Source organism: Candidatus Pelagibacter sp. Uisw_092 (genome assembly GCF_047729545.1).
Taxonomy (GTDB): Bacteria; Pseudomonadota; Alphaproteobacteria; order Pelagibacterales; family Pelagibacteraceae; genus Pelagibacter.
The window spans coordinates 229,793-254,396 of sequence record NZ_CP159824.1; the positions used below are offsets into that span (position 1 = coordinate 229,793).

The 24,604-nt window shown below is 28.1% G+C and carries 24 protein-coding genes and 1 other RNA gene; 18 read left to right on the top strand and 7 right to left on the bottom strand.

All coding sequences use genetic code 11. The features are described from left to right. The first annotated feature begins 23 nt into the window (after positions 1 to 23). The 6 genes from ABXT63_RS01190 (at position 24) to ligA (ending at position 6,589) form a co-directional block, all read left to right on the top strand. Positions 24 to 938 (top strand): D-alanine--D-alanine ligase, encoded by a 915-nt coding sequence (locus ABXT63_RS01190; protein WP_415321108.1) that lies wholly within the window; start codon positions 24 to 26, stop codon positions 936 to 938. Then, on the top strand, positions 919 to 1,596 hold the full coding sequence (locus tag ABXT63_RS01195; RefSeq protein ID WP_415321110.1) for a cell division protein FtsQ/DivIB: 678 nt from the start codon (positions 919 to 921) through the stop codon (positions 1,594 to 1,596). Before ABXT63_RS01190 ends, ABXT63_RS01195 begins: the two co-directional genes overlap by 20 nt. Continuing rightward, positions 1,596 to 2,705: a cell division FtsA domain-containing protein gene (locus ABXT63_RS01200; RefSeq protein ID WP_415321112.1), complete on the top strand. Its 1,110-nt coding sequence runs from the start codon at positions 1,596 to 1,598 to the stop codon at positions 2,703 to 2,705. Before ABXT63_RS01195 ends, ABXT63_RS01200 begins: the two co-directional genes overlap by 1 nt. A gap of 64 nt (positions 2,706 to 2,769) precedes the next feature. Continuing rightward, the gene (lpxC, locus tag ABXT63_RS01205) at positions 2,770 to 3,690 is read left to right on the top strand and encodes a UDP-3-O-acyl-N-acetylglucosamine deacetylase (RefSeq protein ID WP_415321114.1); all 921 of its coding nucleotides are present in this window, start codon (positions 2,770 to 2,772) and stop codon (positions 3,688 to 3,690) included. A gap of 37 nt (positions 3,691 to 3,727) precedes the next feature. Then, the gene (locus ABXT63_RS01210; RefSeq protein ID WP_415321116.1) at positions 3,728 to 4,555 is read left to right on the top strand and encodes an outer membrane protein assembly factor BamD; all 828 of its coding nucleotides are present in this window, start codon (positions 3,728 to 3,730) and stop codon (positions 4,553 to 4,555) included. 3 nt (positions 4,556 to 4,558) lie between these two features. Beyond that, complete coding sequence (gene ligA / locus ABXT63_RS01215; RefSeq protein WP_415321118.1) at positions 4,559 to 6,589, top strand: NAD-dependent DNA ligase LigA; 2,031 nt, start codon at positions 4,559 to 4,561, stop codon at positions 6,587 to 6,589. On the opposite strand, the gene ABXT63_RS01220 is transcribed toward ligA, so the two are convergent. From ABXT63_RS01220 to ABXT63_RS01230, 3 genes are read right to left on the bottom strand one after another with little or no spacing between them, the layout of a single operon-like run. Beyond that, a complete protein-coding gene (locus ABXT63_RS01220) occupies positions 6,572 to 6,979 on the bottom strand; it encodes a M24 family metallopeptidase (protein WP_415321925.1) in 408 nt (135 codons plus the stop codon). The genes ligA and ABXT63_RS01220 overlap by 18 nt on opposite strands. Further along, positions 6,970 to 8,292: an aminopeptidase P family N-terminal domain-containing protein gene (locus tag ABXT63_RS01225; protein WP_415321120.1), complete on the bottom strand. Its 1,323-nt coding sequence runs from the start codon at positions 8,290 to 8,292 to the stop codon at positions 6,970 to 6,972. Before ABXT63_RS01225 ends, ABXT63_RS01220 begins: the two co-directional genes overlap by 10 nt. Continuing rightward, positions 8,262 to 10,298, bottom strand: coding sequence for an ATP-dependent helicase (locus ABXT63_RS01230; protein ID WP_415321122.1), 2,037 nt, complete (start codon positions 10,296 to 10,298; stop codon positions 8,262 to 8,264). The genes ABXT63_RS01225 and ABXT63_RS01230 overlap by 31 nt, the downstream gene beginning before the upstream one ends. Before the next feature lie 43 nt (positions 10,299 to 10,341). Here ABXT63_RS01230 and ABXT63_RS01235 point away from each other — a divergent pair, with 43 nt between their 5' ends. Next, on the top strand, positions 10,342 to 11,826 hold the full coding sequence (locus tag ABXT63_RS01235) for a hypothetical protein (RefSeq protein ID WP_415321124.1): 1,485 nt from the start codon (positions 10,342 to 10,344) through the stop codon (positions 11,824 to 11,826). On the opposite strand, the gene fumC is transcribed toward ABXT63_RS01235, so the two are convergent. After that, positions 11,814 to 13,202 (bottom strand): class II fumarate hydratase, encoded by a 1,389-nt coding sequence (fumC, locus tag ABXT63_RS01240; protein WP_415321126.1) that lies wholly within the window; start codon positions 13,200 to 13,202, stop codon positions 11,814 to 11,816. The genes ABXT63_RS01235 and fumC overlap by 13 nt on opposite strands. 67 nt (positions 13,203 to 13,269) lie before the next feature. Between fumC and ABXT63_RS01245 the strand changes: the two genes are divergently transcribed. The 3 genes from ABXT63_RS01245 to ABXT63_RS01255 all read left to right on the top strand — a co-directional run bounded on the left by ABXT63_RS01245 (position 13,270) and on the right by ABXT63_RS01255 (position 15,102). Further along, positions 13,270 to 13,641 carry a phosphoribosyl-ATP diphosphatase gene (locus ABXT63_RS01245; protein WP_415321128.1) on the top strand — a complete coding sequence of 124 codons (372 nt, stop codon included), beginning with the start codon at positions 13,270 to 13,272 and terminating at the stop codon, positions 13,639 to 13,641. Further along, the gene (locus ABXT63_RS01250) at positions 13,641 to 14,630 is read left to right on the top strand and encodes a hypothetical protein (RefSeq protein ID WP_415321130.1); all 990 of its coding nucleotides are present in this window, start codon (positions 13,641 to 13,643) and stop codon (positions 14,628 to 14,630) included. Before ABXT63_RS01245 ends, ABXT63_RS01250 begins: the two co-directional genes overlap by 1 nt. A 208-nt stretch (positions 14,631 to 14,838) precedes the next feature. Continuing rightward, a complete protein-coding gene (locus ABXT63_RS01255; protein WP_415321132.1) occupies positions 14,839 to 15,102 on the top strand; it encodes a hypothetical protein in 264 nt (87 codons plus the stop codon). 40 nt (positions 15,103 to 15,142) lie between these two features. On the opposite strand, the gene ABXT63_RS01260 is transcribed toward ABXT63_RS01255, so the two are convergent. Both ABXT63_RS01260 and ssrA read right to left on the bottom strand, forming a co-directional pair. Then, positions 15,143 to 15,505: a DUF805 domain-containing protein gene (locus ABXT63_RS01260; RefSeq protein ID WP_415321134.1), complete on the bottom strand. Its 363-nt coding sequence runs from the start codon at positions 15,503 to 15,505 to the stop codon at positions 15,143 to 15,145. Positions 15,506 to 15,628: 123 nt separating this feature from the next. Then, positions 15,629 to 15,929, bottom strand: a transfer-messenger RNA (tmRNA) gene (gene ssrA / locus ABXT63_RS01265). Between the two features lie 19 nt (positions 15,930 to 15,948). Between ssrA and thyX the strand changes: the two genes are divergently transcribed. After that, a complete protein-coding gene (thyX, locus tag ABXT63_RS01270; protein WP_415321136.1) occupies positions 15,949 to 16,896 on the top strand; it encodes an FAD-dependent thymidylate synthase in 948 nt (315 codons plus the stop codon). On the opposite strand, the gene ABXT63_RS01275 is transcribed toward thyX, so the two are convergent. After that, positions 16,877 to 17,701 (bottom strand): Mrp/NBP35 family ATP-binding protein, encoded by an 825-nt coding sequence (locus ABXT63_RS01275; RefSeq protein WP_415321138.1) that lies wholly within the window; start codon positions 17,699 to 17,701, stop codon positions 16,877 to 16,879. The genes thyX and ABXT63_RS01275 overlap by 20 nt on opposite strands. 51 nt (positions 17,702 to 17,752) lie before the next feature. On the opposite strand from ABXT63_RS01275, the gene hflK reads away from it, so the two are divergent. The 7 genes from hflK to ilvN are packed head-to-tail and all read left to right on the top strand — an operon-like array spanning position 17,753 to position 24,601. Next, on the top strand, positions 17,753 to 18,853 hold the full coding sequence (gene hflK, locus ABXT63_RS01280; RefSeq protein WP_415321140.1) for an FtsH protease activity modulator HflK: 1,101 nt from the start codon (positions 17,753 to 17,755) through the stop codon (positions 18,851 to 18,853). Then, the gene (gene hflC, locus ABXT63_RS01285; RefSeq protein WP_415321142.1) at positions 18,853 to 19,713 is read left to right on the top strand and encodes a protease modulator HflC; all 861 of its coding nucleotides are present in this window, start codon (positions 18,853 to 18,855) and stop codon (positions 19,711 to 19,713) included. Before hflK ends, hflC begins: the two co-directional genes overlap by 1 nt. A 9-nt stretch (positions 19,714 to 19,722) precedes the next feature. Next, positions 19,723 to 19,908, top strand: a complete 186-nt coding sequence (locus ABXT63_RS01290) for a DUF2065 domain-containing protein (protein ID WP_415321144.1) — start codon at positions 19,723 to 19,725, stop codon at positions 19,906 to 19,908. Position 19,909: 1 nt separating this feature from the next. Further along, a complete protein-coding gene (locus tag ABXT63_RS01295) occupies positions 19,910 to 21,322 on the top strand; it encodes a Do family serine endopeptidase (RefSeq protein WP_415321146.1) in 1,413 nt (470 codons plus the stop codon). Between the two features lie 2 nt (positions 21,323 to 21,324). Next, positions 21,325 to 22,266: a tRNA (adenosine(37)-N6)-dimethylallyltransferase MiaA gene (gene miaA, locus ABXT63_RS01300; RefSeq protein ID WP_415321147.1), complete on the top strand. Its 942-nt coding sequence runs from the start codon at positions 21,325 to 21,327 to the stop codon at positions 22,264 to 22,266. A gap of 19 nt (positions 22,267 to 22,285) precedes the next feature. After that, positions 22,286 to 24,052, top strand: coding sequence for an acetolactate synthase 3 large subunit (locus ABXT63_RS01305; RefSeq protein ID WP_415321149.1), 1,767 nt, complete (start codon positions 22,286 to 22,288; stop codon positions 24,050 to 24,052). After that, the gene (gene ilvN, locus ABXT63_RS01310) at positions 24,053 to 24,601 is read left to right on the top strand and encodes an acetolactate synthase small subunit (RefSeq protein WP_415321151.1); all 549 of its coding nucleotides are present in this window, start codon (positions 24,053 to 24,055) and stop codon (positions 24,599 to 24,601) included. Positions 24,602 to 24,604: the final 3 nt, after the last annotated feature.

Sequence of the window (24,604 nt, forward strand, 5' to 3'; positions counted from 1 at the left end):
AGAAATTAAGATTCTCAGATAAAATGAAAAAAAAAATTTTAATATTATGTGGTGGTATTTCCAAGGAACGTTTAATTAGTTTAGATACTGGAAAACAAGTTGCAAAAGAATTAAAAAAAAATAATTATAAAGTTTTAATCAGTGAACCAGACAAAAATTTATCAAAAAATATAATATTATTTAAACCAGATATAGTTTTTAATGCACTACATGGTCAATTTGGTGAAGATGGATATATACAAACAGTTTTAGAGGCTAAAAAGATACCATATACACACTCTGGTGTAATTGCCTCATCAATTGCAATGGATAAAGAGATTTCAAAAAAAATTTTTAAAAGTAATAAAATACTCACTCCCAAATATATTAAATATAACCATAAAAAAGATAAATTGAACATCATAAAAATAATTGAAAAAAAATTAAAATTTCCTGTAGTTGCCAAACCTATTAACGAAGGATCAAGTGTTCATGTGTATATTTGTGATAAAAAAAACATAATTAAAAACTTAAATGCATTAAGAGATTATAATGAAATATTAATTGAGGAATTTATACCAGGGAGAGAAATACAAGTGGCAATAATGGGTAACAAAGTATTGGGAGCTATAGAATTAAAGCCTAAAAGAAAATTTTATGATTATGAAGCAAAATATAATTCTAAGGCAAAAACAGAACATATAATTCCAGTAAATCTAAGCACAAATAACTTAAATGAAATTATAAAAATTACACGTAAGGCCCATAGAATTATTGGGTGCAAAGGTGTTACGAGGTCAGATTTTAAGTTTTACAACGGAAAATTTTATTTGTTAGAGATTAATACTCAGCCAGGCATGACTAAACTTTCATTAGTGCCAGAGATAGCAAGACATCAAGACATAAGTTTTATAAGATTAATTGAATGGATTTTAAAAGATGCCTCGATTAATAGGTAAAAAAAACAATATAATAATATATTTATTATTTTTATTTATATTTAGCACCACAAGTGCAAAACTTGCAGACAATCAAAAAAAATTATCTTCATTAATAAATAAAATTGATGTTGTTGGTCTTTCAACTGATAAAAACTTAGAGATCTTAAATAGTTTGGATAATTTGTTTTATAAAAATATATTTATTCTTAGTAAAGATGAGATTAAAAAAGTTTTGGATAAACAAAATATAGTTGAAGAATTTACTATAAAAAAAATTTATCCTTCGACACTTTATATTAAAATTAAACCAACAAAATTTATTGCCAGGATTTCAAATAAAGACCAATCCTTAATTGGCACTAATGGCAAAATAATTAAAAATAATGTTAGTAATGAAAAATTGCCATATGTTTTTGGTGAATTTAATCCTAATGATTTTTTAAATTTTAAAAATAATATTCAACAATCTGAATTTTCTTTTTCTGAATTGAAAACATTATATTTTTTTCCATCAAAAAGATGGGACATTTTAACAAAAAATGATATTTTAATTAAATTACCTCAAGGCCATATAATTGAATCATTAAATTTAGCATATAAGATAATAAATACTAATAATTTTAAAGATAAAAAATTTATTGATTTGAGAGTTAAGAATCATTTAGTTACAAAATAATGACCAATAAAAAGTTTCTAACAATATTCGACTGTGGGTTTTCCAGGATAAGAGCTGGCACATTTAATTTAGAAAACAAAGACAAAACTTTTTTCATTGAAAGTAATTTTATTTCAGATAGTTCAAACTTAAAATTAGAAATTCAAAAAATTATTACTTCATTAGAAAGAAATACCAATGAATATATTGATAATATAGACTTGATGGTGGATAGCACAAAAATGTTATCTATTGGTATCTCGATATCAAAAAAAATTGAAGAGTCAAAATTAAGACAAGATAATATTTTATTCATGGTTCAAGAAGCCAAACAATTGATTTTGAAGCATTACTCAAAACACACTGTTGCGCACATTATCATAAACAATTACAAAATTGATAATATTGATTATTCTGACCTTCCCGATGAAATTGAATGTAAGTTTATATCATTAGATATTATTTTTATCTGTCTTCCAAGTGAACTAATAGTCAATCTTAAAAATATTTTTTCAGAATCTAATATTTTAGTTAATCAAGTAATTTGTTCTAGTTATGCAAAATCTATGAATTATAAAAACGATCTAAATTTAACTGGTGAAGTATCTTTTATCGATATTGGGTTTAAAAAAACATCAATTTTGTCTTACATTGATGATAGATTTATCTCTTTAGATGTTTTACCAGTTGGTGGGAATCATATTACAAAAGACATTTCCCTAATTTTAAAAATAGATTTAAATCAGGCAGAACAATTAAAATTGAATTTTGATAAAACAAACAAACATTTAAATAATGAAAATTTTTCAATAGAAATGATTCAAAAAATAGCGTTTGCCAGAACTGAAGAAATTTTAGAATTATGCACAAAATCCCTTGAGTCAAATGCACAGATGTTAGGACATTTTAAAATGATATTAATGGGTGAAGGATCAAAAATATTAGACAACAAATTTAAAGATATGATTTCATTTTCTAGGGATATAGATTTTTTAGAAGAAACATTTAAGGATGTTTGTAATTCTGGGTTTAAACTTAGAGCTGGGCCAAACAAACAGGAGGTTGTAGTAGTACCAAAAAAACTCTTAAAACAAGGTTTTTTTGAAAAGTTGTTTCATTTCTTTAGGTAAGTTAGTATTTTACTGTAACATTTCTTGTTTTTCTTAAGTTAATGCAATTATTTATAAGAGATGGATGTCTGTGCTAAGTCAAAAAACTGTTAACAAAGATATTACCTTTAAAGGTGTTGGGCTTCATAGTGGAATAGATGTCACTATGATAATCAAGCCAGCGAAACCAAATTCTGGAATCCTTTTTAAAAGAACAGATCTTATTGAAAATAATATAATAATACCAAATATTTTTAATGTTAGTAGTGCTGTGTATTGTACAACCATATCAAATGAAAGTGGAGCAAGTGTTTCAACAATTGAACATTTAATGGGAGCCTTATATGGTCTGGGAATTGATAATGCATTAGTTGAAATTGATAACCAAGAAGTTCCAATTCTGGATGGGTCAGCTAAACTATTTATTGAAGCAATATCTCAAGTTGGAATTAAAAGTAGTGACGCGCCAATAAAAATAATTAAAATTGAAAAAAAAATTGAATTCTATGATGGAAATAAATCAATTTCTATCGAACCAAGTAAAATTAGTCTGGATATAGATTTTGAACTAAAATATGAAAATGACCTAATCGGTACTCAAAGAAATTTAGTTAAAGTATTTGAGTCAGATTTGACTGATGTCTATAGTTCTAGAACATTTTGTCTTTTTGAAGATATTGAGAAATTAAAAAAAATGGGTTTAGCGAAAGGGGGAAGTCTTGATAACGCCATAGTTGTCAAGAATAATAAAATTTTGAATAAAAGTGGTCTTAGAAATGAAAAAGAATTTGTAAACCATAAAATTCTAGACTGTATGGGGGATTTATATTTAAGTGGCTATAAGATAATTGGAAAAATTATTTGTTCTCAGGGAGGCCATAAACTGACTAATCAATTGTTAAGAAAAGTTTTTCAGCAGGATAAAAATTTTTCAATAATAGAAATTAAAGAAAAGACTTTACCACATAATTTCATTAATAAAGTTCATTTAAAGTCTATCGCATAATTTTATTTCTTATATAAATATTATTTATAAAAAATAAATGAAATATCTAATTAAATTAACTGTTTTATTATTAATCATTATATTAAATTCTTGCTCTAAAGAAGATAGAAAAATTTCAGCAATTAAAGAGATGAATCAAGAAAAAGAAATGATTCAAGCTTATAAAGATGGGGTCAAAGCACTAGAAGAAGAGGATGCATTTTTGGCGGCAAAGAAATTTTCAGAAGCGGAGCTACTTTACCCACAATCAAAATGGGCATCAAAATCTGCATTAATGGTAGCTTACAGTTATTATAGTCAAAATTACTACTCTGAAACAATATTTAACCTAGAAAGATTTTTAAAAACTTACCCGAAAGATACAAGATTAGACTATGCCCATTACTTAATCGGTATAAGTTATTATGAAAATATCCAGGGTGAAAAAAAAGATCTAAAGCCACTACTTATAGCAAGAGATAAGTTTAATTTTGTAATAAAAAATTATCCCAAAACTGATTTTGCCTTAGATTCAAAATTTAAAATTGATTTGATAAATGACATTTTAGCAGCAAAAGAAATGTATATAGGTAGACATTATATTAAGAAAGAAAAATGGATAGCAGCAATTAATAGATTTAAAAATATAATTAATGATTATGAAACCACAATTTACGCTGAAGAGGCTATACATAGATTGGTAGAAATTCATTATAAAATAGGCCTAGAAAGTGAAGCTAAAAAATATGCAACTTTATTAGGTTACAATTATCTTTCAAGTGAATGGTATAAAAAATCTTATAAAATATTTAATAAAACATATGCAGTTAAGAAGATTGAACCAGAAAAAGAAAGTATAAAAAGTAAATTCAAAAAACTTTTTTAGTAAATGAATAAAGAACAAGTCAGTGATGATTATAAAAATAAAATTAAGTTATTAGAAAAATATAATAAACATTATTATGATAAAGATAAACCTATTGTATCTGATCAAGAATTTGATTTACTTAAAAAAAATATAATAAATTTAGAAAATAAGTATAAATTTTTAAGTAGTAAATACTCACCTAAAAAATCTGTTGGATATAAACCATCAAAAAATTTTCAAAAAGTCAAACATAGAGTCCCGATGTTGTCTCTTGGAAATGCTTTTAACGAAGAAGATTTAAAAAATTTTGAAAAGAAGATAATTAATTATTTAAGCTTAAAAGAATCAACCAAAATAGAATATAGCGCAGAGCCAAAGATTGATGGTATTTCAGCTTCATTAATTTATGTTAATGGGAATTTTATAAGAGGGCTTTCTAGAGGAAATGGAATTGAAGGAGAGGATATAACACTAAATTTAAAAACTATTAAAGATATACCTCTTAAAATAAAGGAGAGAAATTTTCCAGATGAGATTGATATTAGAGGTGAGGTGTTTATAGAAAATAATGATTTTAAATTAATTAATGAAAAATTTGCAAATCCTAGAAATGCTGCTTCTGGATCACTAAGACAGAAAGATCCAACTGCTACTGCCAAAATACCACTTAAATTTATTGCCTATACATATGGATATGCAGCAAAAATGAATATTGGTAATCAAACAGATTTTCTAGAAAATTTAAAATTATGGGGCTTTAAGATCAACTCGTTCAACAAAAAAATAAGAAACATTCAAGATTTAATGTCTAACTATAAAGATTTAGAGGACAAACGAAAAGAAATACCCTTTGATATTGATGGTATTGTATACAAAGTTAACAATTTTGATTTACAAAGAAGGCTGGGCTTTGCAGCTAATGCACCAAGATGGGCAATAGCACACAAATTTTCAGCTAATAGTTCAATTTCAGAAATAATAAATATCGAGATTCAAATTGGTAGGACAGGTGCACTTACGCCGGTAGCAAAGATTAAACCTGTTAATATTGGTGGGGTAATTGTCTCAAATGCAACACTTCATAATGAGGATGAAATCATTAGAAAGGATATAAGAATTGGAGATACAGTTGTAGTTGAAAGGGCTGGAGATGTAATTCCACATGTAGTTTTAGTAGACGTAACAAAAAGAGCAAAAAATTCGAAAGATTTTATTTTTCCAATTAACTGTCCATCATGTGGTGGCAAGACAATAAAGGATTATAATGAGATAACAAAAAAACAGGATGCGGTAAGAAGATGTGCTAGTGAAGGATATGAATGTGAACAAATTGTAATAGAAAAAATTAAACATTTTGTATCAAAAGAAGCGTTCAATATAGATGGTTTTGGAAAAAAAATAGTAGAAAATTTTTGGAATTTAAAATTAATTAGGTATCCACAAGATATTTTTAATATAGATTATAATAAAGTAGAAAAATTAGAAGGTTGGGGAAAATTATCAGTAACAAATTTACAATTTTCAATAGAACAAAAAAAACAAATTTCGCTAGAAAGGTTTATCTACTCACTAGGTATTAGGCATATAGGTCAAGAGAACGCAAAACTTTTAGCTAAATATTTAAAAACAGCAGTAAACTTTTTTAAATTATCAAATAGTGAAAATGTAGAAAATTTATCGAATATAGATGGAATTGGTATTACTCAGATTCAATCAATTAAGAAATTCTTTATAAATAAAAGAAATTTAGAAGTGTTATCTGAATTAGATAAAAATATTTCAATAGAAAATGTGATATTAGTAAACAACAAAGGGCTATTAAAGAATAAAACTTTTATGCTTACAGGAAAACTTAATGGAATAAGTCGAGCAGAAGCAAAATCGTTAATTGAACAGAACTCTGGAAAAATAATTAGTAACGTTAATAAAAAACTTAATTTTTTAATAGTAGGTGAAAAACCTACTACAAAAAAAGTTAATATAGCTAAAGAATTAAATATAAAAATTATAGATCAAAAAGAGTGGATGAAAATGCTAAATAAGACTAGCTAGCCATTTCCTTTCTTTTTTATTTAGTAAGCCAGAATATTGAGCATAAATATTTAAATGATACTTAAATAGGTAGTCTTTCTCTACTTTATTTAATAATTGGTAATTAATCAAATCTTTTTCTATGGGAGCGAGTGTAAGATTCTCAAAATATAATTTATTTTTTAATTTATTAACATAAATTAAATTCTCAATTCTAATACCAAAGTAATTTTTTTTATAATACCCAGGTTCATTACTTAAAATCATACCTTTTTCAATTTTAATAGAATTATTTTTAGATATTGATTGAGGACCTTCATGAACATTTAAAAAAAAACCAACTCCATGACCAGTGCCGTGGGCATAATCCAGACCATCTTTTTTTAGAAATTTTCTAGCTCTTATATCAATTTTTCCCCCGTATCATCTTTATGTAAATCTGTAAGTGCAACAGCAATATGACCCTTTAAAACTTTAGTAAAAGCATTTTTTATATTCTGTTTTTGATTTGAAAAACATATTGTTCTAGTAACATCTGTAGTTCCATGACGGTATTGTCCACCTGAATCACATAAGAAAATATCTTTTTTATGAATAATTTTCGTAGATTCTTTTATTGCCCTATAATGAACAATTGCACCATTTGAACCTGAGCCAGCGATAGTATTAAAACTTGGAAATAAATAGTTACTGTTTAGTTTTCGAAATTTTTCTAATTTATTTTGTGCATCAACCTCTGTTATAATTTTTTTATTTATGTTTTTAATCCAATAAATAAACCTTGTTAGTGCTAAACCATCTTTTTTATGAGCTTCAATCATATGATTAATTTCATATGAATTTTTAATTGATTTTAGTTTATAAATTGGGTCATCTATATTTAAAATATTAAATTTTAATTTAATAATGTTTTCATAGAAAATTGAACAAGTTTTGTCATCAATTATAAAATTTTTCCCATCAAGTTTATTAATTAAATTTGGTAAATTTTTAATATCAACAACTTGATTTTTTTTTATTTTATTTTCTTTAATGATTTTTTGCACATTTTGTTTATTTGTAATTAAAAATAATTTTTTGTTTTTACTAATAATTAACCTAGAATTAGGTATTGGGCTATTTGGATTGTCATATCCTCTTATATTTAATAGCCATGCAATATTTTCAGGAGCGCTAGAAAATAAATAATCAGCTTTATTTTTTTTTAGAAAATTTGTTACTCTTGAAATTTTTGATTGATGGGTTTCGCCTACAATTTTTTTTGGTAAAGAGTAAAAAGGTATTTTTTTCTCTCTCTTATATTTAAATATTTTGTCAATTAAGTTTTCATTAATAGAAACAAGATTATTATTAGAAAAATAACTTTTAATTTTTTTGGATGTAAATAATCTTGGATCATAACCTAAATTATATTTTTTAATAATTGTGTGGGGTAACTTCTTGTGGATTTCTATAATTTTAAAATTTTTAGCTGATTCTTGTTGAGCCTGAATAGTGTACCTTCCATCAACAAACAAATAATTATTTTTTTTTAGAATGACAGCAACACCAGCTGAGCCAGAAAAATTACTAATGCTTTTTAATCTGTCATTTCTTGCATACTCAGAAAAATACTCATCGTTTTTAGGTACAATGTAACCATCAATTTTAAGTGTTTTGAATCTTTCTTTTAATAATTTAATTTTAGCTTTAATCATTTGATTCTTTTTTGATACCTTATCCATCCAGGACTTTTTATTTCTTCCTCAATTTCAAAATCTTGATTAAATTCAAAATCATTATCATTTTCTTTTGATTCATCAAAAAATGAATTTTTTTCTAAATATTTTTCTGGTAACTCTTCAATAAATCTTGAGGCCATACTGTCAATCCAATTACCTTGATAAAATCTATTCATAGCAAACGATATTAAGGCTTTCTTTTTAGCCCTAGTTATACCAACATAAGCCAATCTTCTTTCCTCCTCTAGTCCATTTTGACCTTTTTCTTCTATAGATTTTTGGTGTGGAAAAAGACCTTCTTCCCATCCTGGTAAAAATACAACATCAAACTCAAGACCTTTTGAACCATGCATTGTCATCATGTTAACCTTTTCTCCATCCCAATCTTGATCAATTGAAGTTGCTAATGCTACGTGCTCTAAAAAACCTTCTAAACTTACAAATTCTTTCATGGCGCTTAAAAGTTCTTTAATATTTTCTAGTCTATTTTCATTCTCTAAATCTTTTTTATTCTTAAGCATAGCTGAATAACCAAACTCATCTAAAACTAACTGTAACAGTTTAACATGACTAACCTTTTTTATATTAATATCATTTCTCCACTTATCTATTAAGGATAAAAATGAACCTAAACCTACTTTTGTTTTTGGCTTGATTAAGTTTTGTTCCATTAATTGTTTTGATGAAATTTCTAAGCTTGAAGAATTTTTTTTTGCAAATTCATGTATTAACTTTATAGTACTTTCACCTATAGATCTTTTAGGGTTATTTACTATTCTATCAAAAGCCAGATCATCTTTTGGTTGATGAATTAACCTTAGGTAAGCAACACAATCTTTAATTTCTGCTCTTTCATAAAATTTTGTTCCACCTAAAATTCTATAAGGTAATCCAATTTTTAAAAACCTTTCTTCAAATTCTCTTGTTTGAAATATAGCCCTAACTAAAATTGCGATATTATTAAATGAGTATTTTTTTTTTAGTTTCTTTTCTATTTCATCAGAAATTCCTATCGCTTCATCTTTCCCATTTTTGAAACAATTAAGTTTAACAAGATCTCCCTCTTCCATTGTTGTTTTTAAAGTTTTACCAACTCTATTTTGATTGTTAGCAATAAGATTAGATGCAACTGATAAAATATTCTGAGAGGATCGATAATTTTCTTCTAGTCTTATTACTTTTGAATTCTCATAAACTTGATCAAATTCTAAAAAATTTTTAATTTCTGCACCACGCCAGCTATATATAGATTGATCATCATCACCGACACAGCAAAGATTTTTATGTTTTTCTGATAATAGATAGAGCCATCGGCTTTGTATATAGTTTGTATCTTGATACTCATCAACCAGTATGTATTTGAAATTATTTGAATAAATTTCTCTTATATCTAAATTTCTCTCTAAAATTTTAACGACATGCAATATCAGATCACCAAAGTCACATACATTTAGGTCTAATAATTTTTGTTGATAAATTTTAAATAGAGGAAGTACAGTTTTTTCATAAATATCATTCTTATTAATAATGACTTCGTTTGGATAAAAGCCTTTATTTTTCCACCTATCAATAATTGACAAAATGTATTTTGGTGCTAGTTGTTTAATGTCTATATTTTCTGCTTTGCAAATATTTTTGATTAAACGCACCTGGTCATCTGTATCAATAATTGTAAAATTCGATGTTAATCCAATAGCGGGAGCATGTTTTCTTAATAATTTTGCACAAATAGAATGAAAGGTTCCAAGCCATGATAATCCTATGGCTTCAGAATTAAGTATAGAGCTCACTCTACTTTGCATTTCTTTTGCAGCTTTATTTGTGAATGTTACTGATAGTATTTGATTCGGAAATGCCTTTTTTTCTTTAATTATGTGTGCAATTCTAGAGGTTAAAACCTTAGTTTTTCCAGAGCCTGCACCTGCTACTATAAGTAATGGGCCATCAAGGTATAAAACAGCTTCTTTTTGTGCATTATTAAGATTGTTTAAATATTCTGAGTTTATCATTTTTAAAATTTCATTATAAGTTAATTAAATTTCAACAATATTTATGAGACAATTTGTAAAAAATTTTAATAACCTAATTAAAAAGACAATATTCAAAGTTGAGAATAAAACAAATACTAAATTCAAAATTAGTAACTTTAATAAATTTTTAATAACTTTTATTGGCCTATTATTTCTTTACCTATTTTATTTATTAATACCTGTTTTGTATGAAAAAAGCTGGATTCAAAAAAATATAGAAATTCAAATTCTTAATGAATTTAGAATTAATATAAGCACATCTTCAGATATTTCATACCGCATTCTTCCTGCACCACATTTTTTAATTCAAAACTCTAAAATATTATTAGATAAATCTAAAAGCAACAAATCTATTGCTGATGTCAAAACTTTGAAAGTTTTTTTAAATCAAAAAAATTTCTTTGATAAAGAGAAAATGAGTCTAAAAAAAATGATTATTGATAGTGCTAATTTTTCTTTATTAAGAAAAGAACTTAAATTACCAAATGACTATGCTAAGAATCAATTTTCAAATAAAAAAATTAAGATTAATAATAGTAATATTTTTCTTAAAGATAATTTAAATGAGATAATTACAATTATTAAAATAAATAAAGCTGTCTTATTTTTTGATGATAAAAGGCAATTAAATTTATTTAATTTAAAAGGAGATACTTTTGGCGTTCCTTTTATTTTTAACTTTGAGAATAATAATAACACTTTAGTAGATACAAAAATAAATTTCGAAGCTAAGTCACTTAATTTAAGTATTTTAAATGAACTATCTCAGGAAGATTCTACCTCTAGTATGGGTAAAATTATTATTTCAATTTTAAACTCTACAATTAAAACAAAATATAATGTGGAAGAAAAATTAATTACTTTTAAAACTGATAATACTAGGTTAAAGAATTCAAAAATTGAATACAACGGAAAACTGTCAATTAATCCCTTTGATTTAGATCTAAATATTAATTTAGGAAATTATAAAATATCTCAATTATTTAATTTACCCCCTATATTTAAAGAATTTATTGAGTCAAAATTATTATTTAATGATAACTTAAGTTTAGATATATCAATACTAGCTGACACATATGCAAAAAATGAATTATTTCAAAATGCTAAAATCATGCTTAATATTGTTAACGGTGAAATTAATTTTGATAATACAATATTAACCAATAATAACATAGGATTATTGAAGTTAAGAAATAGTAATTTATTTATTGAAAATAATAAATTAATTCTTGGGACTGACTTATTTCTTGATATTAAAAACTCTGAGAATTTATTTTCTTTTCTTAACACAAGTAAGAAATCAAGGAAAAAGATCAAAAATATTTTAATTAATTTAGATTATGATTTTTCAAATAGTAAAATTAAGTTTAATAAAATTATGATTGACAACAAAGAATTAGGAGATCAATTTTTAAATATATTAGATGATTTTCAAGACAATAATTTAAATAATTCAATTAAAAGTAGGCGCATATTAAATAAACTATTGGACATTTATGAGGGGTAAATCATTTTTTTAGGATCTACTATTCGCTCATAATCTTTTTCTTTAATAAGACCTGTTTTAAGAGTTTCTAGTTTTAATGTGGTTCCATTTCTTAAGGCTGTTTTTGCTATTCTTGCAGCGTTATCATATCCAATATGTGGTGCTAGAGCAGTTACCAGCATTAAAGAATTATCTAAATGTTCTTTAATTCTTTTTTTGTTAGCTTTAATTCCTTTTACGCAAAAAATGGCAAAGTTTTTTGTGCTATCGGCAATAAGGTCTATTGATTGAAGTACGTTATGAGCAATCATTGGCTTAAACACATTTAATTCAAAATGTCCATGAGAACCAGCTATCGTAATTCCCATATGATTGCCAATTACTTTAGCGCAGACCATTGTTACAGCTTCGCATTGAGTAGGATTAACTTTTCCTGGCATAATAGAGGAGCCAGGTTCATTTTCTGGAAGTGTTAATTCACCATACCCTGCACGTGGCCCAGAACCTAAAAATCTTATATCATTTGATATTTTCATCAAAGAAACAGCACAAGTATTTAGAGCTCCAGAGAAATTTACAATTGAATCATGGGCAGCTAATTCTGCAAATTTATTATTAGTTGGCTTAAAAGGCATGTTAGTATACTTGCCTATCTCTTTTATAATTTTTTTGTCAAAACCTTTTTTAGAGTTAATTCCAGTTCCTACTGCTGTGCCACCTTGTGCTAAAAAATATATCTCTTTAAGGGCAACCTCTATTCTCGCAATACATTTTTTTAATTGCATATGATAGCCTGAGAATTCTTGGCCAAGAGATAAGGGTGTTGCATCCTGCAAATGAGTTCTGCCGATTTTGATAATATCTTTAAATTCTCTAGATTTTTTTGCCAATTCTCTTTCTAGAATTTTTAAATTTGGTAATAGCTTTGATATAGTTTCCTGAGCTACAGATATATGCATTGCTGTAGGAAATACGTCATTTGTAGATTGTGACTTGTTAACATGATCATTGGGGTGAACAGGTTTTTTGGATCCTTTTTTTCCACCCATTATTTCAATTGCTCTATTCGCTATTACCTCATTAACATTCATATTTGTTTGAGTGCCAGAGCCAGTTTGCCAAACTTTTAATGGAAAATTTTCATCTAATTTTCCTTTAATAACCTCATCAGAAGCTTTTATTATTGAATTAGTTATTTTCTTATTAATTTGTTCTTCTTTATAATGAACTAAAGCAGCCGATCTTTTGATAATTGCAATAGATTTTATTATTGAAATATTAACTAAGATTTTTCCAATATTAAAAAACTTATTAGATCTTTGAGTTGATGCACCCCAATATTTATCATTAGGAACATTAATACTTCCCAAACTATCGATTTCTTTTCTTAATTTCATTGATTAATATATAATTAATAATTTACTATATTTATATATTAAATTTTAAGAAACTAATAGGAGCTAAATGTCAAATTTTAACAAAGTAAAAACCTTTATGGAAACCTTTGGTCAAGAGGTGAAAACTAAACCTTCTTTTAGTACCGATAAAGTTAATGATCTAAGATATGATTTGATTAAAGAAGAGCTAGACGAACTTAAGGAGGCAATGGAAAATAAAGACCTTTTAGAAGTTGCCGATGCATTAACAGATATACTGTATGTCACATATGGAGCAGGACATGCTTTGGGCATTGATCTTGATAAGTGTTTTAATGAAGTACAAAATTCAAATATGAGCAAATTGGGAGATAATGGCAAGCCCATTTATAATGAATCAGGAAAGGTTATGAAGGGACCAAAATATTTTAAACCTGACTTAACTAAATTTGTAACCTAATGAATATTTTTTTTTTAGAAAAGTTAAGAAAAATATATAAGTCGTTAGGAAAAAAAGAAAAAGAAATAAACGATTTAATAACATTTAAAAAATTTAAAAGAAATTCAATTAATTATAAAATTTCTGATCATAATTTTAATTTAGAAAATATAACTGAACAAAAAATAAAATTTGTTGCTGCTATAACCTTTTATTACAATGAAAGTAAAATTGATAACTTAATACAAGCTTGTAAGAGTCTGGGTGAAATAACAAGTAATAGTGAAATTTACATTTTTACGAACAAAAATTCAGAATTATTAATCAATAGATGTAAAGAAAATTTAAGCTTTAATGTTAATTTTGAAATTATCAATCAGCCAGTCAATGACAGGTTACTACCTTGGTACCATGTTAATCTAATGAAAAACTTTTTTAAAAGAACTGAGATTACTCATTTTATATATTTAGAAGACGATATATTATTAAATAAAAAAAATTTTTACTATTGGATAAATAGTAGAAAAATTTTAAAAAGGTTTAATCTAATTCCAGGCTTTATAAGAACTGAAAAAAATTTTGTAGACAGCAAAATTTATGCAATTGATTTTATAAAAAAAAATAAAATAAAAAATCTTCCTAATTTATATTTAAACAAAACTTATAATTTTATTAATCATCATTACCCGTATCAAGGCATGTACCTATATGACAGAGAATTAATGAAAGAGTATTTATTTGGACCTTCAAGCAACCCTGATTGTGGTCATGGCGCATATAAAATTGATTTTTTAGATACAAGAATGATAAATTTAGATTTGATGGCTAAAGCTAATATTGGGCTGACCTACATGAATATTCCAGAAGGTTTTTATAATAGACTAGTAACTCTTTACAACAAAGACCTAAAAAAAATAGATAAAGCATGTTGTATTGAGCATTTATCACAAAGATATTCCAATGAAGAATCTTCTTTTGGCAATATAAATCTAGAGGATGCCCTCAGTTAATTTATACTCGTAGTAAGTTATCTTTATTTTTTTTTATTAAGTATAAGAAGTCCAGTAATCAGGGGCGTTCTGTTTCCCGCCCTAAGTCAGAAAACACCATAATTATAACTTTTTTATAAGGTACATAGTTAGGTACATAGTAATTTAAGGTTTTTTTGTTTTAGATTTGTGTTTGAGGTACATAGCAATATTTGATTAAACTTACTTTATGAAAAATTTTCTCTTAAAACTAAAACTTTTAGAAATTAAATTAAAAACCTCAGGTACATTAGGGTACGTTGTATATTGTATAATAGGAATAACAGTAATGTTCATTATATGGGGATTAATTTTTAAATTAGGTGCTATTATTTTTTTAACTCCTTTTTTAAATATTAAATATTTGGGAGATATAACTTTATTAAAACTATTATTAATAATATTTGGATTTTTCTTTGTAGTGGCATTATTTAATAATAAAAATAGTAATTAAGGGGCGTTCTGTAACTCGGTCGCTCTTCTAATAACCTTTATTATTTTTTAATACTGATTGGTTTTCCAAATTTATTATTTTTCTTATTTCCATCAGCAACCCACCATACAATAAGAATAATAACCCCTATAATTGTAAGATACAGAAGTTGCCACCAACCAGATCTACCAGTGTCATGAAGTCTTCTCGCTCCAACTGCCAAACTTGGTAATAGTATAATTATATATGCTACCCATTCAAATGCTCCTGTTTCAACATAACCAAATAAATGATCAAGCACTCCTCCAACTATTTGTGCAATTACACAAAATAACTGAAACCACCAAAACTCAGATTTTCTTGATCTTCCATCAAAAATAGAAAACTTTTTAAAACATACTTCTATTGACTGAGTAAAGTTCATTATAAATTATTAAACTAATTTACACACTCTGTAAATAAAGGTGTCTGCTAATAATTAAGGTGTCTGCTTTAGTGTCTGCTCTTAAAATTAAAAAAAGATAATAGAATCAACGTGGATACTTTGTTTAGGGGCGTTCTGTTACCCGGTGCCCCAGACCGTGCTTCTATAATTAACCTAAGTTAATTATGCAGCAATAGCGTAACTTTCGTTAGCATTTAAAGTTTAGCCCGTCACGGTGGAACAATCCCGAACGAAAGAATAGCCTTTAGTCACCCGTCGATCCTATTTCACCCCCATAAGTTGTAATGGTGGAGGTGGTGGGTACTGCCCCCACGTCCGTAATGGTTATTACGAAATTCGTTTATCGTCGTAGTTGGCAAGCCAACAGTATTAATATAAAAGCATTTGAAAGAGATTCAATAAAAAAAAATTCAGTAAAAATCATGAAATTAACTAAAGAACAATCACAAGAAATTAAAGACCAACAGTCTCAAAAAAATCAAACGAAAAGAGTTACTGCTCCAGCACTTGAAAATATTCTTTATGAGGCAATGCCCGCACTTGATCATGGATTTGTTCGAGTAGTTGATTATATGGGTGATGATACATCCATTGTTCAATCAGCTAGAGTTTCATATGGAAAAGGAACTAAGCAAGTTTCAACTGATGCTGGTCTAATTAAATATTTAATGAGACATTGGCACAGTACTCCATTTGAAATGTGTGAGATTAAATATCATGTTAAACTTCCAATTTTTATTGCTCGTCAATGGATTAGACATAGAACGGCAAATGTTAATGAATACTCAGCAAGGTATTCTATTTTAGATAAAGAATTTTATTTACCATCAGCAGAAAATCTAGCAGCACAGTCCTCAAGTAACAGACAGGGTAGAGGTGATATTATTGAAGGTGAACAAGCAAAAGAAGTTTTAGAACTTTTAAAAAATGATGCTGATAGAACTTATGATAATTATGAGATGATGTTGAATGAGAGATTTGATGGATCAACTATTGATGAAAATAAAAAAGGTTTAGCAAGAGAACTTGCAAGAATGAATTTAACTTTAAACACTTACACTCAATGGTACTGGAAAACTGATTTATTAAACTTGATGAATTTTTTAAGATTAAGAGCTGACAGTCATGCTCAGTATGAAATAAGAGTATATGCAGACATCATGTTGGACACTGTTAAGAAATGGGTTCCAATAACTTATGATGCATTTATGGATTATAGAGTTGGTGGTACAGAAGTTTCTGCAAAAGGAAAAGTTATAATTCAAAAACTCATTAAAGGTGAAGAAGTTAACCCTGATAGCTCTGGTTTATCAAAAAGAGAATGGAATGAGCTAATGACTGCTTTTGACCTTAAAGATAAGTTGATTTAATTTTTCTAGCAAAGTCTAAATATATTTTAGAAATTTCATGTTCAGGATTAGCTTCAACAATTGGCTTTCCTTCATCTCCACATTTTCCAACCTCAGGATTTATTGGAATTTCTCCTAGAAACTCTTTACCAAATTCTTCTGCAGTTCTCTTAACACCACCCTCACCAAATATTTTATATTTTTTACCATCATCACCTTTAAAATAACTCATGTTATCAACTAGACCTAAAATTTTAACTCCAAGTTTATCAAACATTTTAATTCCTCTTTTAACATCTAGAAGAGCAACTTCTTGAGGAGTGGAAACTATAATTGCTCCATCCATTTTAATTTCTTGAGAAAAAGTTAACTGAGTGTCACCAGTTCCTGGTGGCATATCTACAATTATAAAATCTAAATCTTTCCAACCTACTTTTTGAGTAAAGGTTTTAATAGCACTTGTAACCATAGGTCCACGCCAAATCATTGGAGTTTGTTGATCTGCAAGAAAACCAATGGACATACATTGAATATCATATTTTGTAATTGGAGTTAAAGTCTGTCCATCACTTTTTGGTTTTTCGTTAATATTAAACATCTTTGGAATTGAAGGACCATAAATGTCAGCATCAAGTAAACCAACTTTGCAGCCAATTTGTTTTAAAGCTAAAGCAAGATTAGTTGCAAAAGTTGATTTTCCAACACCACCTTTTGCACTTGATACAGCTATTGTAAATTTTGTTCCTAAAATTGGGTTTTTTGTGAATTTTCTGGGCTCCAATTTTTTCTTCATTGCGTCACTTAGTTCTGGCTTTTTATCAGTCATACCCTCATCATTACTTGTTTTTTATTAGAAAGACATTATATACTTTGTCATATGTCAGATGATTTTCAAGGTAGAGGTGGAAGCCCATGGGGAACACCTCCAGGTGGAGGAAACGGTTCTGGAAAAGGACCAACACCACCAGACATCGATGCATTAATAAAAGATATTCAAAGTAAGATAAATAGATTTTTACCTGGTGGAAGCTCATCAGGAAAAAAACCAATTGGTTTAATTTTAATAATCTTAGCCTTCGTATGGTTAGCAAGTGGACTTTATAGAGTGGGACCTGATGAACAAGGTGTTGTGCTAAGATTTGGTAAGTTTGTAAAAACAACTCAACCAGGATTACACTATCATATTCCAATTCCAGTAGAGACAGTTCAGACACCAAAAGTTACAAAAGTAAATAGAATTGATATTGGATTTAGATCTGAAAGAGATAGTGGTTTTTCACAAGGTGGAGGAGTTGCTGATGTTCCTCAAGAAAGCTTAATGCTCACTGGTGATGAAAACATTGTAAATATAGATTTTTCAGTATTCTGGGTAATTAAAGATGCAGGTAAGTTCTTATTTGAAATACAAGACCCAGAAGGAACAGTAAAGGCTGCAGCAGAAACAGCTATGAGAGAAGTGATTGCAAAAAGCAATATTCAACCAATTTTAACTGAAGGTAGAGCATCAATAGAAATTGAAACACAAGAAATTATTCAATCAATTTTAGATGAGTACAATAGTGGAATACAAGTTACGCAAGTTCAAACTCAAAAAGCAGACCCACCTGATCAAGTAATAGATGCATTTAGAGATGTTCAAGCTGCAAGAGCTGATATGGAAAGATCTAAAAATGAAGCTGAAGCTTATGCAAACGATGTGATACCGAGAGCTAGAGGGGAAGCTGCAAAAATCATGCAAGCAGCCGAAGCTTATAAGCAAAAAGTTGTTGCGTTGGCTGAAGGTGAAGCTAGTAGATTTATTTCTATTTATAATGAGTACGCTAAAGCTAAAGAAGTTACTCAAGAGAGAATGTATTTAGAGACTATGGAAAAAGTATTAGCAGATATAGATAAGGTTATTATTGAAAAAAATGCAGGTTCTGGTGTAGTACCGTACTTACCGCTCCCTGAATTAGGCAAAAAGAAAGCATCGAATTAATGAAAAAAATTTTATTACCCATAGTCATTTTAATAGCAGCATTAGCATTCTTCTCTATCTTTATAGTTAAAGAAGTTAATCAAGCAATTGTTCTACAGTTTGGTGACCCTAAAAAGATTATATTAAAACCTGGCTTAAACTTTAAAATACCTTTTATTCAAAATGTGGTTTTTTTAGATAGTAGAATTTTAAATTTAGATACACCACCAATAGAAGTGATTGCATCAGACCAAAAAAGATTGATCGTTGATGCTTTTGCAAGGTTTCAAATTGTAGACCCTTTAAAATTTTATATTTCAGTTGGGAATGAAAGGGTTGCAAGATCAAGATTAGCAACAATTATTAACTCAAGACTTAGAAATGTTCTAGGACAGCAAGAATTACAAACATTACTTTCAAAAGACAGAAGTAAGCAAATGTCTTTAATACAAGAAGGCGTAAACGTTGAAGCTAAGAATTTTGGTATTAAGATAGTAGATGTAAGAATTAAAAGAGCAGATTTGCCTGAAGCAAACAGTGAAGCAATCTTTAGAAGAATGCAGACTGAAAGAGAAAAAGAAGCTAAAGAATTTAGAGCAAGAGGTGCAGAAATGGCTGTAACTATTACATCAACTGCTGATAAAGATGTGTCAGTGTTGTTAGCTAATGCTAATAAGAATTCAGAAATAATGAAAGGACAAGGTGATGGGGAGAGAAATGCAATTTTTGCAGATGCATTTGGTAGAGATCCAGAATTTTTTGCTTTCTATAGAGCGATGCAAGCCTATGAGACCGCTTTAATAGGTGGAGATACTTCTGTAATCTTGTCACCTGATAGTGAATTCTTTAAATTTTTTGGAAACATTAAACCTAAAAAGTAAATCAAATACATGAAGGAGCTAATTATAGCTTTTGGTCTTTTTCTTTTTATAGAGGGAATTTTGTACACCTTATTTCCATCTAAAATGAGAAGTATGTTATTAAAATTAAATGATGTGACCAATAGTCAATTAAGAACAGGTGGATTTATATTTACAGTAATAGGATTTATTATTATCTGGTACATTAAAAATTAAAATGAATAAAATTAAAAAATTATTAATAGTATTTTTTACAATTAGTTTTGCTTCTCAAGTTTTTGCAAAAGATATACCAGGGTCCTTTGCAGATTTAGCAGAAAGATTAATGCCATCAGTTGTAGATATTTCGACAACAACTACTGTAACTACCAATACTAATCCTTTTCCAGGGTTTCAATTTCCTCCAGGATCACCATTTGAAGATATGTTTAAAGAATTTGGAACACCTCAAACAAGAAAATCTGCAGCCTTAGGGTCAGGATTTATTATTGATGAAAAAGGAATTGTAATAACTAATAATCATGTCATTCAAGATTCTGAAGATATTGTTGTTAGAGTCGGAGGAGATAAAGAATATAAAGCTACGATTATTGGAGCTGACCCACTCTCTGATATTGCTGTTCTTCAAATAGTTTCTAAAAAAAAATTTATACCAGTTGATTTTGGTGATTCAGATAATGCAAGAATTGGTGATTGGGTAATAGCAATTGGAAACCCTTATGGTCAAGGTGGAACAGTGACATCAGGAATTATATCAGCAAGAAACAGGTCAATAGGGTTATCACGTTATGAAGATTATATTCAAACTGATGCTTCAATTAACTCAGGTAATTCTGGAGGTCCATTATTTGACATGAATGGAGATGTAATAGGAATTAATACAGCTATTTTAGGTAAAGGTGGCTCGATTGGTATAGGTTTTTCAATACCATCTAATAGTGCAAAAAAAGTTGTTAGTCAGTTAATAGAATTTGGTGAAACTAAAAGAGGATGGCTAGGTGTTAGAATTCAAGTTGTAACTGAAGAAATTGCTGATATTGAAAAATTAGATGAGCCAAGAGGTGCATTAGTTGCAAGCGTGGCAGAAAAAAGTCCATCAGATAAAGCTGGTATTAAAGCGGGAGATATCATTTTAGAATTTAATGGAACACGAATTAATGAAATGAAAGAATTGCCCAAAATTGTTGCACAAACACAAGTGGGTAAAATAGTGGATGTCAAGGTTTGGAGGAATAAAAAAGAAATTACAAAAAAAATTAAATTGGGAAGGTTAGAAACTTCAAGTGACTTTGTGGAAGAAAAAAAAGTAACAGAAACAGAGACACCAGAGATTTCGGAGATAAAATCTTTAAAAATTATAACAAGATTATTAAATAAAAAAGATATTGCACAGAGAAAACTTCCCAATCAAATAACAGGATTGGTTATAACAAATATTGGTAAAAATAGCCCCGTTAACTATTTAAATGTAGGAGATATAATAGTTGAGGCACAAAAGAAAAAAATTAAATCCACAAAAGACCTTGAAGATATAGTTAGTAAATCTTTAAAATCTAATCAAAAAACAATTTTGATTGTCATTTATAATAGTCAAAACCAAAGAAGATATATTGGTGTTAAGTTAGATTGATAATGGACAAACAGTCCAAGATTATTTTAATTTCAGGACCTACAGCTTCAGGTAAATCAATTTTTGCTGTCAAAATTGCTAAAAAAATTAATGGAGAAATAATCAATGCAGACAGTATGCAGGTTTATAAACAGTTTAAAATTCTTACTGCTAGGCCCGAAAAAGCTGATCAGAAAAAAATTAAGCATCATATGTATGGTATTATTGATTTAAATAAAAAATTTTCTACAGGTCAATGGTTAAAAGCTGTTATTAAAAAGATCAAAGAAATTAAAGGAAGAAAAAAAACTCCTATATTAGTTGGAGGAACAGGATTGTATTTTCAATCTTTAGTTGATGGTTTGGTTAAAATTCCAGAAATTCCTATTAGGTTTAGAAATAAAATTAGATCAATGCAAAAAAAAGAAGGACAGAAAAATTTTTACAAAAAACTTTTAAAAATTGACCCTAAATCTAAAGGTAAATTTGATGCAAATGATACTCAAAGAACTATTAGAGCCTTTGAGATTAAATCATTTACAAAAATTTCCATGTATGAGTGGCTAAACAAAACTAAATCTGAATTTAAAGAAGAGGAATTTTTAAAACTATATATTGATTTTAAAAGAGAAGATCTGGTTAAAAGAATTTTATTAAGATCAATTAAAATGATTGAGGATGGAGCAATAAAAGAGGTAAAAAAATTTATTAAATTGAAAATTAAAAAAAATATGAGTGTTAATAAAATAATAGGGGTTGACGAATTGACACAGTACTTGGATAAAAAAATTAATTTAAATCAAGCAAAAGAATTAATTTCAATTAAAACAAGACAATACGCCAAAAGACAAGCAACATGGGCAAGAAGTAGAATGACCTCATGGGAAAAAATTAATCCAACTGAGGTTGCTGATTATATAAAAAAATTAAATAAATCATCGGTTAAACTTGACCAATTAACATAAAGTCGAATAGATTGCCCAAATGGGTAATTTATATTCTGGAGCAGAAATTGTGTTTAAGTGTCTTAAAGACCAAAAAGTAGAACATATTTTTGGTTATCCGGGTGGAGCAGTACTTCCAATTTATGACGAATTAAAAAACCACCCATCCATAAAACATATTTTAGTTAGACACGAACAAGGTGCTGGTCATGCCGCTGAAGGTTATGCAAGATCAACTGGAAAACCAGGTGTGGTATTGGTTACATCAGGACCGGGTGCCACTAATGTTGTAACAGCACTAACAGATGCCTACATGGATTCAGTTCCTCTAGTTTGTATTTCAGGCCAAGTGCCAACACATTTAATTGGAACTGATGCATTCCAAGAATGTGATACAACAGGAATTACCAGACCATGCACAAAACATAATTGGTTAGTTAAAGATATTAATGATCTTACAAAAATAATGCACGAGGCATTTGAAGTTGCAACATCAGGAAGGCCAGGACCAGTATTAGTTGATATTCCAAAAGATATTCAGTTTGCAAAAGCAAAATATTTTAAACCTAAAAAAGAAATAAAATTAAAGAGAAAATCACTTAATATATTTAAGCAAAGTGATATTGATCAATTAGTTGATTTAATGAAAAAGGCTTCAAGACCAGTTTTTTATACTGGCGGTGGTGTAATTAATTCAGGACCAAAAGCAAGTGAACTATTGAGAGAACTTGTTTCTATAACTGGATTTCCAATCACTTCAACTCTTCAAGGCCTAGGTGCTTACCCAGGCGATGATAATCAATTTTTAGGAATGCTAGGAATGCATGGAACTTATGAAGCTAACAATGCAATGTATGACTGTGACTTATTAATTAATATAGGTGCAAGATTTGATGATCGTATCACAGGAAAGATAGATGAGTTTTCTCCAAAATCTAAAAAAGTTCATATTGATATTGACCCATCATCAATAAATAAAATTGTAAAAGTTGATTTATCTATTGTAGGTGATGTTAGTGATGTCATTAGATCTACAACAAAAACTTTAAAAAAGAAAAATTTAAATCTTGAAAAATCTAATAAACAAAAAATTTCAAAATGGTGGCAACAAATTCAAAAATGGAGAACAAAACAATCCCTAAATTATATTAATAGTGATAAAATTATCAAACCACAACACGCTGTACAAAGGCTTTATGAATTAACAAAAAATCAAGATACCTATATAACAACAGAGGTTGGTCAGCATCAAATGTGGGCAGCTCAGCATTATAAATTTAATAAACCCAATAGATGGATGACATCAGGTGGACTTGGAACTATGGGTTATGGATTACCTGCTGCAGTAGGCGTGCAAGTTGCTCACCCAGAGAAATTAGTAGTTGATATTGCAGGTGAAGCATCAATTTTAATGAATATACAAGAGATGTCAACAGCAGTTCAATATAACCTACCTGTAAAAATATTTATTTTAAATAATCAATATATGGGTATGGTTAGACAGTGGCAGGAACTCCTTCATGAAAAAAACTATTCTGAAAGTTATTCAAAAGCATTACCAGATTTTGTCAAATTAGCTGAAGCTTATGGGTGTGTTGGAATTAGAGCAGAAGATCCAGATGAATTAGATGAAAAAATTGAAGAAATGATTAATATAGATGGACCTGTAATTTTTGATTGTCATGTTGATCAAGATGAGAATTGTTTTCCAATGATACCATCGGGAAAACCTCATAATCAAATGTTATTAGGCCCCAAGGATCAGGCAGAGAATAAAATTTCAGGCAAAGGAAAAGCATTAGTTTAAATGGCAAAATCTAAATCAGCATATAGTACACCTAGTAAATTAGGTAAAATTGATACTCATATAATTGTTGTTTGGGTTGATAATGAAGCAAGTGTATTATCAAGAGTAGTTGGACTATTTTCGGGTAGAGGTTATAACATTGAATCATTAGCTGTTGCAGAAGTAGATCAAAAAAAAAATCTTTCAAGAATTACAATTGTAACTACTGGAACACCACAGGTTATAGAACAAATTGTATTACAATTAAAAAAGTTAGTCCCAGTTCATAAAGTTGGAAATTTTAAAAGAGACGATAAAGAAGTTATATTTAAAGAGATGGCTTTATTAAAAATTGTTGCAAATCCTAGTAAAATTAAGAAAGCTTTAATTACTTGTAAAAAATACAATCCAGTTATATTAGATCAATCAGATAAATCTGCTGTAATTCAAATAACGGCATTAAGAAGAGAGATAGATAAGGTGACAAAAAATTTAAAACCATTTGGTCTTATTAGTGCTTCAAGAACCGGAGCGGTAGCAATGACAAGAGGTGCAGAGATTTTTAATTAATTA